We start from the raw sequence: 14129 nt of genomic DNA, 5'->3' as shown, positions 1-14129 counted from the left end.
CCTTGTGCGCCCCCTCTCCGTGCGCCAGCATGCGCATGTCAAACCGAAGGAACTTCGGTCGCAGAGGCCAGTCGTGCTCTGTTCAGTCGCAAGAGGGGACCCCCACATGAAAAAGCCTCTCGTCGGTGCACTCTTCGCGGTGTTGCTCCTCGGAGCGGGCATCGCTCCCGCGACCGCGGCCACGAGCCACGGCGCGGCACCGGCCGGTCACACCGCGGTGAAGTCCGAGAAGGAGATAAAGGCCAAGGCCGTCGGCTTCGCCGGGACCGTGGCGCTCAGCAACTGCTCCGGCTCGGTCGTCCGCACGCCCTCCTCGCAGCCGGGCGACCCCGCCCTCGTGCTGTCCAACGGGCACTGCCTGGAGACCGGCTTCCCGGCCCCCGGCGCGGTCGTGTTCAACCGTTCGTCCAGCCGCAGCTTCACCCTGCTCAACGCCTCGGGCAGCGGCGTCGGCACGCTCCGGGCGAGCAAGATCGCGTACGGGACGATGACGGACACCGACATCTCGGTGTACCAGCTCACCTCCACGTACGCGCAGATCGAGAGCCGCTACGGCATCAAGGCGCTGGAGCTCAGCACCACGCATCCCGTCGCGGGCACCGCGATCACCGTCGCGTCCGGTTACTGGAAGCGCCTGTACAGCTGCAACATCGACGGATTCGTCTACCGCCTCAAGGAGGGCAGCTGGACCTGGAAGGACTCCGTCCGCTACACCTCCGCCTGCCAGACCATCGGCGGCACCTCCGGCTCGCCGGTGATCGACAACGCCACCGGCAAGGTGGTCGCCGTCAACAACACCGGCAACGAGGACGGCGAGCGCTGCACGGACAACAACCCGTGCGAGGTCGACGAGAACGGGCAGGTGACCGTCCGGCAGGGCATCAACTACGCCCAGCAGACCTACGGCATCGCCGCGTGCATCGGCACCGGCAGCGCCTTCGACCTGAACCGTGCGGGGTGCACACTGCCCAAGCCGTGATCCGTCGTACGTGAGAAGGGGCGGGGCCGCCGCGGCCCCGCCCCTTCGTCGCGCGTCATCCGGTTCAGATCCTGCGCCACCGCGCGTTGGCGAGGGAGAAGAGGCCGAAGGCGATCAGGCCCGCCGCGATGAGGCCCAGCAGCCACGGCCCGGCCGGGGTGGCGCTGAAGGAGCGGAGGGTGTCGTCCATGCCCTTGGCCTCGCCGGACCGCGCCTTCACCGCCGCCGACACCGCGAAACCTCCGGCGACCGCGAAGACCAGCCCCCGGCTGACACCGCCGAAGACCCCGGTGGTGTCGACGGCCCGCCGCATGGTCCGGGACATGTCGTCCATGCGCAGGTGCTTGTGGAACTTCCGCAGCGCCGCCCGGCCCGCGATCCACAGGCCCGCGCAGGCGATGCCCACCCCGGCCGCGCCCACCAGCCAGCGTCCGCCCGGCAGGTCCAGCGCCCGGGCCGTGACGTCCTGCGAGCGCGCGTCCCCCTTGCCGCTGCCGCTGCCCTTGTCACCGGCGGCGAACATCAGCACCGAGTACGCCACGAAGCCGTAGAACACCGCGCGCCCTCCGGAGGCCAGCCGCTTCGTCGCCTTGTGCCCGTCGGGGCCCGACGCGCCGAACGCCGCCTCGGACAGCCGCCACAGGGCCATCCCCGCGAGCGCGATGCCCAGGACCCACAGGAGTGCGTGCCCGAAGGGCTTCTGCGCGATCTCCGCGAGTGCCCCGCCCCGGTCCGCCTGCTTCCCGCTGCCGTCGGACGCGATGCGCAGTGCGAGGAAGCCGACCAGGAAGTAGATGACCCCGCGCGCCGCGAACCCCGCACGGCCGGCCGCTTCCACAGCCGTGCTGTTGCCCGCCCGTCGCGCCTTCACGTGACTCTTCGAGGCTGTCGCAGAGATATCCATGACAGCCGGTTGCCCTGGCGGCGGGCCGGGAAACTACACTGCGCCCGCCGCCGAGCGCACCGCCCGCCCCGCCAGGACCTGCGTACGCCGGCCGTCCTCGATCACGAAGCGGCCGTCGATCAGCACGTGCGGGATGCCCACCGGCAGGGTGCGGGGCGCCTCGAACGTCGAGCCCGCAGCCACCGTCGCCGGGTCGAAGAGCACCAGGTCGGCGCGGTAGCCCTCGCGCACGAGGCCCCGGTCCGGGAGCCGCAACCGGGCCGCCGGGCGGGCGGTGAGGTGGGCGACGCACTCCTCCAGGGAGAGGATGCCGAGCTCGCGCGCGTAACGGCCCAGGTAGTGGGGGAAGGTGCCGTACGCGCGGGGGTGCGGCTTGTCGCCCTGGAGGATGCCGTCGCTGCCGCCCGTGTGCACCCGGTGGCGCATGATCTGCCGGACGTTCTCCTCGTGGCCGACGTGCTGGAGGATCGTCGTCCCGAGCCGGTCCTCGACCAGCAGCCGACGCGCGGTCACCCAGGGCTCCTCGCCCCGCAGGGCCGCCGACTCGGCCACCGTGCGCCCGACGTATCCGGCGAGTGCGGGCTCGCCGGTGCCCGAGATCTCGATGGTGTCCCACTCGATCGGCACCCCGTGGCAGCCGTCCGACCCCACGACCTCCAGGTCGTGGCGGATGCGGGCGGCCGTTCCCGCGTCGGCCAGCCGGGCCAGGACCGCCTCCGGGCCGCCCTCGCTCGCCCAACTGGGCAGCATCGCGACGAGGGTCGTGCAGCCGGGGGTGTACGGGTAGGTGTCGAGGGAGATGTCGGCGCCCGCGTCCAGCGCGTCGTCCAGGAGGGCGAGCAGGTCGGGGGCGCGGCCCTCGTTGACCCCGAAGTTCATGGTGGCGTGGGCCAGGTGCAGGGAACAGCCCGCGCTGCGGGTGAGCCGCACCATCTCCTCGTACGCCTCCAGGGCGCCCGCCCCGTACGAGCGGTGGTGCGGGCAGTAGTAGCCGTCGTGGGCGGCCACCACCCGGCACAGCTCGGTGAGTTCGGCGTCGTCCGCGTACATGCCGGGGGTGTAGGTGAGCCCCGATGACATGCCGACCGCGCCCTCGCGCATGCCCTGGTCCACGAGCTGCCGCATCCGGTCCAGCTCGGCTTCGGTCGCGGGGCGGTCGTCCCAGCCCACCGCGTACATCCGGACCGTGCCCTGCGGGATGAGGTAGGCGGCGTTGACCGCGATGCCCTGGCGGTCGAGGCGGTCCAGGTAGCCGCCGACGGTCCGCCAGTCGAAGTCGATGTCCTCGCCGTCGCCGTTCCACCCGGAGATGGAGCGGCGGACCTGGGCGAGCGTGCGGTCGTCCACGGGGGCGTACGACAGGCCGTCCTGGCCCAGGACCTCCAGCGTGACGCCCTGCGCGGCCTTCGCGCTGTGGTCCGGGTCGCGGAGCAGCGCCAGGTCGCTGTGGGCGTGCATGTCGATGAAGCCGGGGGACAGGGCGAGGCCGTCGGCGTCCACCGTGCGCCGCCCCGTGGGACGGGGGCCCGGGGAGTCCTCGCGGTGGATCTCCGTGACGCGGCCGTCGGTGACGGCCACGTCGGCGCGGTAGGAGGGGGTCGCGGTGCCGTCGATGACGCGGGCGTCGCGGATGACGAGGTCCATGGGGCCTTGGCCTTTCTCGGAGGGCTGGGCCCGGATCAGAAGAACGTGCGGACGAAGTCCGTGACCGTGCCGTCCGCCGCCACGAGCGGGATCAACTGCCACTTGTCGAAGCTCGTGCAGGGGTGGGACAGCCCCATCCCCACCCAGTCCCCGACCTCAAGGTGCGCGCCCTCGTCCGTACGGACCCAGGTGTGCTGGTCGGACAGGCCGGTCACGGTGATCCCCTCGGCCGGGCGCACCGAGCCGTCCCGGCCCGAGCGCACCACCTGCGCCTCCGGCAGGTCCAGGTCGTAGGCCGCGTCCCGCTTGCCCGCGTTGAGGAACGCCTGCCCGGCGGACGGGCGCGACACCACCTGTGCCCACAGCCGGAACGCGGGCTGCAGGGCGCCCTCCTCCGGGACGCGGTTGAACGGCGTGAGGTGGCGGTAGTGGCCGTCGTCGTGCGAGACGTACGCCCCCGAGCGCAGCAGCTTGAGCACGGGGGCGGAGAGCTCCGGGATTCCGGCGAACACGTCCGCCACCGCGTCGAACCACGCGCTGCCGCCCGCGCTGACCACGATGCGCTCACCGGCCCCCAGTGCGCCGAAGCGGCCCGCCGCGTCGAAGTCCGCCGCCAGCGCGACGAGCCTGCGCAGCCAGGCCCGGACCCGGTCGCCGTCCGCGTCCGGCACCTCGCCCTCGTAACCGGCCACGCCGACCAGGCGCAGGTTCGCCGCCCCGGCGACCGCGTCCGCCACGGCGGCGCAGTCCGCCTCGGTCCGGGCGCCGGTGCGCGCGCCCTCGCCCGCGCCCAGCTCAACCACGACGTCGACCGGGCGGGCGGCGCCCGCCGCGCGCAGGGCCTCGTCCATCAGCTCGACCCCGCGCACGGAGTCCACGTAACAGACGAAGGCGAAGTCCGGGTCGGCGTCCAGCTCGCCCGCCAGCCAGCGCAGCGCGGCGGCGTCGACCAGCTCGTTGGCGAGGAAGATCCGGCCGATCCCGAACGCGCGGTAGACCCGCGCCTGGTGGGGCACGGCGGCCGTGATGCCCCACGCGCCGTGCTCCAGCTGGCGGGCGAAGAGCTGCGGGGACATCGACGTCTTGCCGTGCGGGGCGAAGGCGAGGCCGTGGCGTTCGGCGTACGTCTCCAGGAGCGCGAGGTTGTGCTCGACCGACTCGGCGGACAGCGCGAGCACGGGGGTCGTGAACCCGCCGCCGAAGAGGTTGCGGCGCTCGGCCGCCAGGGCGCCGACGGTCAGGCCCTCGGCGTCGGGCGGGAGGCCCTTGAACCGGTGGTCGACCGGTTCGTCGGCGAGAGCGGTCACGTCGTGCGCGGCGGCCATGGGGTCTCCTCGGTCCGGGTCCGGTCAGCTGGTGTTGCATCATGTGCAACACCCATTGCGTATATCGCTCAGGGCTGTCTAACATCCGAGCCGACGCCCGGTCAATGGTGAGTGCCGGCGCCGCCGCCCGACTGCTGAGGAGCCCCGCGTGTCCGGAACGACGCCCGCCGATGTCGTGTGCCTCGGTGAGTCCATGGTGACGTTCCTGCCCTCACGGCCCGGGCGCCTCGCCGACGTGCCGTCCTTCGACCGGGGCATCGGCGGCGCCGAGTCCAACGTCGCCTGCGCGCTGGCCGCGGCCGGGCACCGGGCCGCGTGGGTGAGCCGGGTCGGCGCGGACGGCTTCGGCGACCACCTCGTGGCGGCGATCGCCGCGTACGGCGTGGACACGTCCTTCGTGCGGCGCGATCCTTCGCGGCCGACGGGGATCTACTTCCGCACGGCCACGGACCGGGCCACGGACGTCCACGAGGTGGCGTACTACCGGGCCGGGTCGGCGGCCTCCGCGATGTCGCCGTCCACCGTGCCGTGCGACGGCCTGCCCGCCGGGCGGATCCTGCACCTCTCCGGCATCACGGCCGCGCTGTCGGCGGACTGCCTGGCCCTGCTCCACGAGCTGACCGCCCCGCGGGCCGAGCGGCCGCTGATCTCGTTCGACGTGAACCACCGGCCGGGTTTGTGGCGCGGGGGGTCCCCCGCGGTGCTGCTGGAGCTGGCGCGGCGGGCGGACGTGGTGTTCGTGGGGGAGGACGAGGCGGAGGAGGCGTGGGGCGTCGTGGGCGCCGCCGCGATCCGGGAGGCGCTGCCGGAGCCGGGGGTGGTGGTCGTGAAGCGGGGCGCCGACGGGGTGACGGTGTTCTCCCGCGAACCGGGGTTCCGCTCCGGACCCACCGCCTCGCACGCCGGCGGGGCCGACGAGGTCACCCACGTCCCCGCCCTCCGCGTCGACGTCGTCGCCCCCGTCGGCGCGGGCGACGCCTTCGCCGCCGGGTTCCTGTCCGCCACCCTCCGCGGACTCCCCGTACGGGACCGGGCCCGCCACGGGCACCTCATGGCCGCCGCCGTCCTCACCGTCCCCGGCGACCTCACCGCGCCCCCCGCCCGCGCGCACGCGGACCGCCTCGCGGCACTGGACGACGACGCGTGGGGGAGACTGCGTCTCGGCCCCGGGTGGACGGGGGACGACACGGAGGTACGTACGACATGAGCCAGACCGTCGACCGCGCGCTGAGCATCCTGCCGCTCCTCGCCCAGGGGCCCGCCGACCTCGGACAGGTCGCCGACCGCCTCGGCGTCCACAAGTCCACCGCGCTGCGCCTGCTCCGTACGCTCCACGAGCACGGGCTCGTCTACCGGCAGCAGGACCAGCGCTACCGCCTCGGCGCCCGGCTGTTCGCCCTCGCGCAGGAGGCCGTGGAGAACCTCGACGTACGGGAGATCGCCCACCCGCACCTCGTCGAGCTGAACGAGCAGTGCGGGCACACCGTCCACCTCGCCGTGTACGAGGAGAACGAGGTCCTCTACATCGACAAGGTCGAGAGCCGCTACCCGGTCCGGATGTACTCGCGGATCGGCAAGCCCGTCGCCATCACCGTCGCCGCCGTGGCCAAGCTGCTCCTCGCCGACCTGAGCGAGGCCGAGCGGCGGGCCATCGCCGACAAGCTCGACTACCCCATGTACACGTCCCGTTCGACGCCCGGCGCCGCCGCGTTCCTCAAGGAGCTCGCCGCCGTCCGCGAACAGGGCTGGGCCACCGACCTCGGCGGCCACGAGGAGTCCATCAACTGCGTCGGCGCCCCCATTCGCGGCGCCGACGGGCGCGTCGTCGCCGCGATGTCGGTCTCCGCGCCGAACGTGGTCGTCACGGCCGAGGAACTCCTCACCCTGCTCCCCCTGGTCCGTCGCACCGCCGACACCATCAGCCGGGAGTACTCCGGCAGCAACCGACCCAAGAAAGCCTGATCTGCGATGACCGACAAGACCGCGCTCACCCCCAGCACCCACACCACCCCGCCCGCGAAGTTCTCGCACGGCGTGCGCAAGGGCAACATCCTCCAGGTCGCCGGCCAGGTCGGCTTCCTGCCCGCCGTCGAGGGCCAGGCGCCCACCCCGGCCGGGCCCACCCTGCGCGAGCAGACCCTCCAGACCTTCGCCAACGTCAAGGCGATCCTGGAGGAGGGCGGCGCGAGCTGGGACGACGTGATGATGATGCGCGTCTACCTCACGGACGTGGACCACTTCGCCGAGATGAACGAGATCTACAACGCGTACTTCGCCGAGCAGAACCTCAAGGAGGCCCCGGCGGCGCGCACCACGGTCTACGTCGGCCTCCCGAAGGGCCTCCTCATCGAGATCGACGCCCTCGCCGTCCTGGGCTGAGCCCATCCCCGTAGTCCCCACCCCGCCCGGCACGGCGCCGCACAGCACACCGGCGCCGTGCCGCGGTCCCCCCTGCCCGGAATCATGGACGAACAACGGAGTTACCCATGCAGCTCGCCGCAGGCCCCACCCCGCCCGAGACGCCACCCCACACCGGTGGACTCCTCCTCCTCATCGACGGCACCGCCGGTCTGCTGACCGTCGCCGTCCTCGGCATCGCGCTCCTCCTCTTCCTGATCATCAAGGTCCGGCTCCAGCCGTTCGTCGCGCTGCTCGCGGTCTCCATAGCCGTCGGCCTGGGCGCGGGGCTCTCGGTCACCGAACTCTTCGGCACCGTGCAGAAGTCCGCAGCCGTCTCCGTCATCGAATCCGGCATGGGCGGCATCCTCGGCCATGTCGCGATCATCATCGGCCTCGGCACGATGCTCGGCGCGATCCTGGAGGTCTCCGGCGGCGCCGAGGTGCTGAGCGCCCGGCTGCTGCGGCTCTTCGGGGAGAAGCGCGCCCCCCTCGCGATGGGCCTGACCGGTCTGATCTTCGGCATCCCGGTCTTCTTCGACGTCGGCATCTTCGTCCTCGCGCCGATCGTCTACGCCGCCGCCAAGCGGTCCGGCAAATCGATCCTGCTGTACTCCATGCCGCTGCTCGCGGGGCTCTCCATGACCCACGCGTTCCTGCCCCCGCACCCCGGCCCGGTCGCCGCGGCGGGGCTGTTCCACGTCTCGCTCGGCTGGGTCATCCTGATGGGCGCCCTCGTCGGCATCCCGTCCGTGCTGGCCGCCTGGGGGTACGCCGCCTGGATCGGCAAGCGGATCTTCGTGGACGTCCCGCAGGACATGGTGGAGGCCGCCGAGGAGGCGAAGGCCGCCGTCGTCGCCGAGCAGCGGGCCGCCGGGGTCACCCCGCGCGAGGAGCCGGTCGCGCTCTCCACCGTGCTCGCCATCATCGGCACCCCGCTGATCCTGATCCTCGCCGCCACGTTCTCCTCGATCGCCATGGACCCCTCGACCGGCCGCTCGGTCATCGAGTTCTTCGGCAACCCCTTCGTCGCCCTGACGATCGCCCTGCTCCTCGCGTACTACCTGCTCGGCATCCGGCGCGGCTGGTCCCGCAAGTCCCTGGAATCCGTGTCGACCTCCTCGCTGAAGCCGGTCGGGAACATCCTGCTCGTCGTCGGCGCGGGCGGCATCTTCGGTGCCGTGCTCAAGGGCAGCGGCATCGCGGACGCGCTCGCCGACACCTTCAACGACGTCGGCCTGCCCGTCATCCTGCTCGCCTGGCTGATCTCGGCCGTGCTGCGCATCGCCCAGGGCTCGGCGACCGTCGCCATCGTCACCACCGCCGGCATCGTGGTCCCGCTCGTGGAGAACCAGGGCTTCTCGCAGGCCCACCTCGCGCTGATCATCATGGCGATCTCGGCCGGCTCGATCATCGCCTCGCACGTCAACGACGGCGGCTTCTGGATGGTGTCGAAGTACTTCGGCATCTCCGAACGCGACACCCTGAAGTCCTGGACCGTGCTCGAAACCGTGCTGTCGGTCGCCGGGTTCGCGGTCGCCGCGCTGCTCAGCCTGGTGATCTAGGGCCCTTCGTCCACGAGTTACGCGTACGGGTCAGGCCGCCGAGGCGCAGATGATGCTGCGGCCCTGGTTGACCTGCCAGTACCAGAACCGCTCGCCGGGCCCCGCAGGACAGGTCCAGTTCTGGCCCTTCTTCGGGGCCCGGTAGAAGCCGGTGATCCGCAGGATCGACTGGCCCGCCTTGGGCACCTTGGACGCGTTGCAGCGCCACACCACCGTCAGGTCCGCGTTGGTCTCCCCGTTCACCTTCGCCGGGAAGCACTGGCCCGCCTTGTACACCCGGTCCAGGCACAGCGTCCGTGTGATCCCGTCGTCGCCCGACCGGCTCCACCAGGTGAAACCGGCGCCCGTGTCGCAGGAGCTGGACGCACCGGTGCGGGTGCTCACCCGGTTGACGTGCATGTACGCGTTCGAGGCGCCGCAGTTCACCCGGATCGGGCGGCTCGCGCTCATGTTGTCGTAGCCGTCGTTGTACACGTCGAGGCAGTCGCCCGCGTGCACGGCGGCGAAGGCGCGGTCGGTGGCGTCCATGGTCGGCTTGGGGGTGGGTGTCGGGGTCGGCGTCGGCTCCTCCGTGACGGTGTCGTCGGAATCGGTGTCGGTGTCGGAGTCGCTGTCCGTCGAGCCGCCGCTGCTCGATGTGTCCGTGTCGGCGGTCGCGCTGTCGTCCGTGTGCGTGTCGAGGTCGCTGCCCGAGGTGACGGAGCCGGACGCGCTGCTGCCCGACGCCGAATCGTCCCCCGTCTTCTCCCACGGCTGCCACGTCAGCAGCCCCGCCACGGCGACCAGTGCGAGCAGCCAGCCCAGGGCGGTGGCGCCGGAGGACGACGAGCCGGTGCGCGGGCCCGCCGGGGCGGGGGCCGGGGAGGGCGAGGCGGCACGGGCCCGCGCGTCCCGCTCGGCGCGCTCCCGCTCGGCGCGCTGCCGGGCCGCCCGTTCCCGTTCGGCGCGCTGCCGTGCCGCCCGTTCGCGTTCCGCCCGCTCGCGGTCGGCCCGCTCCTGGGCCGCCCGCGCCCGGGCCACGCGCTCGGCCTCCAGGCGGGCGGCCTCGCGGCGGGCGGCCTCCGCGCGCTCGCGTTCCTCCCGCTCGGCCCGCACCCGGGCCGCGCGCGCCGCCTCCTCGCGCTCCGACTGCTCCCGCTCCGCGCGCTGCCGCTCGGCCAGCTGGGCGAGGGCCGCCATCTCGCGGCGGGTGCGGTCGCGGTCGGCCCGGGCCTGCCGCTGCGGCGAATACACCAGCGTCGGGGGCGGCTTCGGCACCGCGCGCGTCCGCTGCGTCACGGTCGGGGCGTGCGACGGGCCACCCGGGGGCCGGCCGCCCGCCCATTCCAGGCCCTGCTTCGCGTACGCGTCGATCAGGGCCGTCCAACGCGGCGGCAGCCAGCGCGTACCGCTCGTCGTCACCGGCAGCCCGGCCTGCTGTTCCCGGAAGCGGGCCAGCAGCTCGGCGGGGGTCGGACGGTGCCGGGGCTGCACGGCCAGGCACGGCCGGATCGTCCCGACCAGCTCCTTGGGCAGCCCGGTCAGATCGAGCTCGCCGCGCTGCACCCGGGCCAGCAGCCGCAGCGTGTCGCCGTCCGCGCGGTAGGGCGCCCGGCCGGTGGCGAGCAGGAAGAGCGTGGCGCCCAGCGAATACACGTCGGACGCGGCCGTGGACTCCTCGCCGCGCGCCTGCTCCGGAGAGGTGAAGGCGATCGTGCCCAGCGTGAGGCCCGTCAGGGTGAGGTCGCTGGCGTGCGAGATGCCGAAGTCGATGACCCGGGGCCCGTCCAGCGGCAGCAGCACGTTCTGCGGCTTCACGTCGCGGTGGACGATCCCCACCCCGTGCAGGGTGACCAGGGCCTGGGCGGTGCCGGCCGCGATCCACCGTACGGCCGAGGCGGGCAGCACCCCGCAGGAGCGGACCAGCTCGGAGAGCGGGGGCGCGGCGATGTAGTCGATGGCCATCCACGGCCGCTCGGCGTCCGGATCGGCGTCCCGCACGCGCGCGGTGTAGGCGCTGTCCACCCGCTGGGCCACCGCCACCTCGCGGGCGAAGCGCCGTCGGTCGGTGTCGCTGACCCGGCCCTCCGCGAGGAGCGTCTTCACGGCGACGAGGTCCCGTCCGCCGGCCCGGGCCAGATAGATCCGGCCCATGCCGCCGGACGCCAGCCGCCCGAGCAGCCGGTACGGCCCGAGTGTCACCGGATCGTCCCCGCCCAGCGCTTCGATCCGCGCCCCGGCCATGTCACTCCCCCCATCGCCCCAGCACCGCGCCCCACAACGGTGCCACGTGCGGGCGCGGACAGCCATGTGCCGAGGCAACTCCCGTACAGGACTGTTGCGTTACCGGTATCCAAGCCGGGGCCCGCGGTTGCCGTCCGTACACGCAGCAGCGCCGCCGGGGGAGCGGCGGCGCTGCTGGTCATGGGGATGTGGTTTACGGGAGGCCGTGGACGTGCGGGCCGACCGCGTTGGACCAGGCGTTGCCGGCCGTCGCGTCCCAGTTGGTCGACCAGGTCATCGCGCCGCGCAGGGCCGGGTAGGTCTTCGACGGCTTGAAGTTGCCGCAGCTGGTGCCCTTGGCCAGGCAGTCCAGGGCCGCGTTCACGACCGACGGGGCGACGTAACCGCTGCCCGCGCCCCGGGTGGAGGCGGGGACGCCGAGGCCGACCTGCGAGGGGTCGAGACCGCCCTCCAGCTGGATGCAGGCGAGCCCGGTGAGGAAGTCCACCGAACCCTGCGAGTAGACCTTGCCGTCGCAGCCGAGCATCGCGCCGCTGTTGTAGTACTGGGTGTTGACGACGGTCAGGATGTCCTTGATGTTGAGCGCCGTCTTGAAGTACTCGGTGCCCGTCGACTGCATGTCGAGGGTCTGCGGGGCCATCGTGATGACGAGGCCGGAGCCCGCCTTCTGCGACAGCGAACGCAGCGCCTTCGTCATGTACGTGGAGTTGATCCCGTTCTCCAGGTCGATGTCGACGCCGTTGAAGCCGTACTCCTGCATCAGCGCGTAGACCGAGTTGGCGAAGTTGGTCGCGGACGCGTCGCTGTTGACCGAGATCGAGCCCTTCTCACCGCCGACCGAGATGATGACGTTCTTGCCGGCCGCCTGCTTCGCCTTGATGTCGGCCTTGAACTGGTCGACGGTGTAGCCGTTGAGGCCCGCCGAGTCCAGGTTGAAGGTGACGGCGCCGGGGGTGGTCGTCGCGTCGGCGAAGGAGACCGCGATGATGTCGTAGTTCGCGGGCACGTCGCTGAGCTTCTGGACGGTCGCGCCGTTGTTGAAGTTCTGCCAGTAGCCGGTGACCGCGTGCTTCGGCACCGACGTGCCCGGATTCGGCTCGGTGCCACCGGACTTGGCAGTCCGGCCGCTGACGGTCGCCGACTTCACCGACTCACCGGCCGCGTTGGTGGCGGTCACCGCGAACTGGTAGGCGGTGTCGGCCGCGAGACCGGTGACGGTCGCCGAGGTGCCGGTCGAGGTGGTCGCCTTCACGCCGTCCTTGTAGACGGTGTAGCCGGTCGCGCCGGACACCGTGTTCCAGGTCAGGTCGATGGAGGACGTGGTGGTCGAGCCGACCGTGAGCCCGGCCGGGGCGCCGGGGATGGACGGGCCGGGGTCGGTGCCGCCGCCACCGTCGGGGCCGGTCACCGAGAAGTCGTCCACGAGGTAGGCCGCCTGGCCGTACCAGCCGTGCGTGTACACGGTCACGGACGTGGTGTTCGCGCCGGTCGTGAAGCTGGTCTTCAGCTGCGTCCAGCCGGTCGAGCCGGGCGACCACGTGGAGACGTCGGTGGTTCCGGTGCCGCTGGCGCCCAGGTACGCGTAACCGCCCTGGACCCAGGAGCTGAGCTGGTACGTCGAGTTGGGCTTGACCGCCACGGTCTGCGAGCACTTGGCGTTGTCCTGGCCGGCCGGGGTGGCCTTGAGGGCGGAGGTGCCGCCGTGCACGGGGGAGGAGACCGTGGTGCCGGAGTTTCCGGTACACGTCCAGTTGGCGAGGCCCGATTCGAAGCCGGCGTTCTTGGCGACGTTGACGTCGGCGGCCTCGGCGCTGGTCACGAGGCCGGTGAGGGTCAGGGCGCCGGCCGCGACGACGGCCATGGCGGAGCCGAGGACCGGGCGGGTGCGGCGCCTTCTGCGGCTCGGGGCGGGGGAACGATCCACTTGCTGCCTCCGGGAGGAGTCGGGGGATGGCGGGGGGACGACACGGGGGTGCCGGGGTGTGGATTCGAGGAACGGTGGCCACCGCTGGCCGATAAACTGGTCCAGACCAATCAAGTTGTCAAGACCTCTGGCGCTCTCCGGTCCCCCCGGAACCGTCCGTGACCTCATCACCCGTGCTCCGCGGGCTTCTTGAAAGTGTTCTCTGTCCTGCCGTACGTGGATAAAGTGCTCAGGCGGGAGCATCCGAGCGGAAGCGCCCGGCGGGAGCGAGTGCGGCCGTACGCGGCGGCCCGAGGAACGGGGAGCGGCGTGCCGACAGCCATAGCAGTGACCGGTCCCGGCCTCGTGCTGCCCCCGCAGGACCGCCAGACGCCCCCGGCGGTCGTCCTGCGCGCCCCCGGCGAACAGTCCCTGGACCAGGCGGTGGACGACATGCGGCTCCTCCTGGAGCAGCACGGGCACGTCATCGCCGTCTACCCGGCCGGCATCCCCGCCGCACACGAACGCCGGCTGCACACGGTCCGCTCGGTCCTGGAGAGCGACCGGATCGCCCTGCTCAAATCGGACCTGCCGCCACTCGGTGTCGCCGTACTGGTGCGCCAGTTACGGCAGTTGTCCGTCTGCGACTTCAGCGCCGGGGTGATCGCCTCCGCCGCGCGGCTCCTGTCCCACTACGTGCACGCCGGGGCGCTGCTCCACTCCGTGACCCGGCTCGACCGGGTGCCCGTCAGCCTCAAGTCGCACGCCAAGTCCTGGGTCCCCGGCGCCCAGTTCGGCGTGCTCGCCAACCCGGAGCCCCAGCTCGTCAGGGCCGGGACGGGGGAGCTTTCCGGTCCCCGGTTCGCCACGCATCTCCTGGTCGCCCGGGGGCAGTCCCCGTCGGAGTGGGTGACCGGGACGCTGGCCCGCGCGTGGCAGGTGCAGGCGGTGCACGAGGCCGTTCTGCCCGACGAGTCCCCCGGCTGGTGGGGCACCCCGAAGATGATCGAGTTCGTGGCCTATCTGCCCGACATCTCACTGATCTACCAACTGGTCTCCTCGGTGCGCAGAGAGGTCTGTACGTGGTGCGGAAACGAACTCATCGGCGACCGCTGCGGCCTGTGCAACGCCCCCCTGAACCCGCCCGAGGACCGCACGCGCGGCCCCGCCGCCCTGAATCCCTGAGGTC

11 protein-coding genes are annotated in these 14129 nt (G+C 72.4%); 6 read left to right on the top strand and 5 right to left on the bottom strand.

Features of this window, described 5'->3' with window-relative positions; genetic code table 11:
- Nucleotides 1-106: 106 nt before the first annotated feature.
- Entirely contained in the window at nt 107-979 is an 873-nt protein-coding gene (locus AB0L33_RS06175; RefSeq protein ID WP_365678161.1) for a serine protease, read from the top strand.
- A gap of 64 nt (nt 980-1043) precedes the next feature.
- On the opposite strand, the gene AB0L33_RS06170 is transcribed toward AB0L33_RS06175, so the two are convergent.
- The 3 genes from AB0L33_RS06170 to AB0L33_RS06160 are packed head-to-tail and all read right to left on the bottom strand — an operon-like array spanning nt 1044 to nt 4852.
- On the bottom strand, nt 1044-1883 hold the full coding sequence (locus AB0L33_RS06170) for a DUF1206 domain-containing protein (RefSeq protein ID WP_365678159.1): 840 nt from the start codon (nt 1881-1883) through the stop codon (nt 1044-1046).
- Nucleotides 1884-1916: 33 nt separating this feature from the next.
- Nucleotides 1917-3527, bottom strand: a complete 1611-nt coding sequence (locus tag AB0L33_RS06165; RefSeq protein WP_365678157.1) for a D-aminoacylase — start codon at nt 3525-3527, stop codon at nt 1917-1919.
- 35 nt (nt 3528-3562) lie between these two features.
- Complete coding sequence (locus AB0L33_RS06160; RefSeq protein WP_365678155.1) at nt 3563-4852, bottom strand: alanine racemase; 1290 nt, start codon at nt 4850-4852, stop codon at nt 3563-3565.
- Nucleotides 4853-5000: 148 nt separating this feature from the next.
- Between AB0L33_RS06160 and AB0L33_RS06155 the strand changes: the two genes are divergently transcribed.
- The 4 genes from AB0L33_RS06155 (at nt 5001) to AB0L33_RS06140 (ending at nt 8814) form a co-directional block, all read left to right on the top strand.
- Nucleotides 5001-6059: a sugar kinase gene (locus tag AB0L33_RS06155; protein WP_365678153.1), complete on the top strand. Its 1059-nt coding sequence runs from the start codon at nt 5001-5003 to the stop codon at nt 6057-6059.
- A complete protein-coding gene (locus AB0L33_RS06150; protein WP_365678151.1) occupies nt 6056-6814 on the top strand; it encodes an IclR family transcriptional regulator in 759 nt (252 codons plus the stop codon). Before AB0L33_RS06155 ends, AB0L33_RS06150 begins: the two co-directional genes overlap by 4 nt.
- Before the next feature lie 6 nt (nt 6815-6820).
- Nucleotides 6821-7231 (top strand): RidA family protein, encoded by a 411-nt coding sequence (locus tag AB0L33_RS06145; protein WP_018100981.1) that lies wholly within the window; start codon nt 6821-6823, stop codon nt 7229-7231.
- Nucleotides 7232-7338: 107 nt separating this feature from the next.
- Nucleotides 7339-8814: a gluconate:H+ symporter gene (locus AB0L33_RS06140; protein ID WP_265541798.1), complete on the top strand. Its 1476-nt coding sequence runs from the start codon at nt 7339-7341 to the stop codon at nt 8812-8814.
- 30 nt (nt 8815-8844) lie between these two features.
- On the opposite strand, the gene AB0L33_RS06135 is transcribed toward AB0L33_RS06140, so the two are convergent.
- Both AB0L33_RS06135 and AB0L33_RS06130 read right to left on the bottom strand, forming a co-directional pair.
- A complete protein-coding gene (locus AB0L33_RS06135; RefSeq protein WP_365678148.1) occupies nt 8845-11037 on the bottom strand; it encodes a serine/threonine-protein kinase in 2193 nt (730 codons plus the stop codon).
- 193 nt (nt 11038-11230) lie between these two features.
- Complete coding sequence (locus tag AB0L33_RS06130; RefSeq protein WP_365678145.1) at nt 11231-12961, bottom strand: glycoside hydrolase family 18 protein; 1731 nt, start codon at nt 12959-12961, stop codon at nt 11231-11233.
- A 327-nt stretch (nt 12962-13288) separates the two neighbouring features.
- On the opposite strand from AB0L33_RS06130, the gene AB0L33_RS06125 reads away from it, so the two are divergent.
- Nucleotides 13289-14125 carry a hypothetical protein gene (locus AB0L33_RS06125; RefSeq protein WP_365678659.1) on the top strand — a complete coding sequence of 279 codons (837 nt, stop codon included), beginning with the start codon at nt 13289-13291 and terminating at the stop codon, nt 14123-14125.
- Nucleotides 14126-14129 lie beyond the last annotated feature (4 nt).

Source organism: Streptomyces sp. NPDC052299, from assembly GCF_040679335.1.
GTDB lineage: Bacteria > Actinomycetota > Actinomycetes > Streptomycetales > Streptomycetaceae > Streptomyces.
Note: the sequence above shows the minus strand (reverse complement) of the source record. Positions and strands in the feature narration are given on the sequence as shown.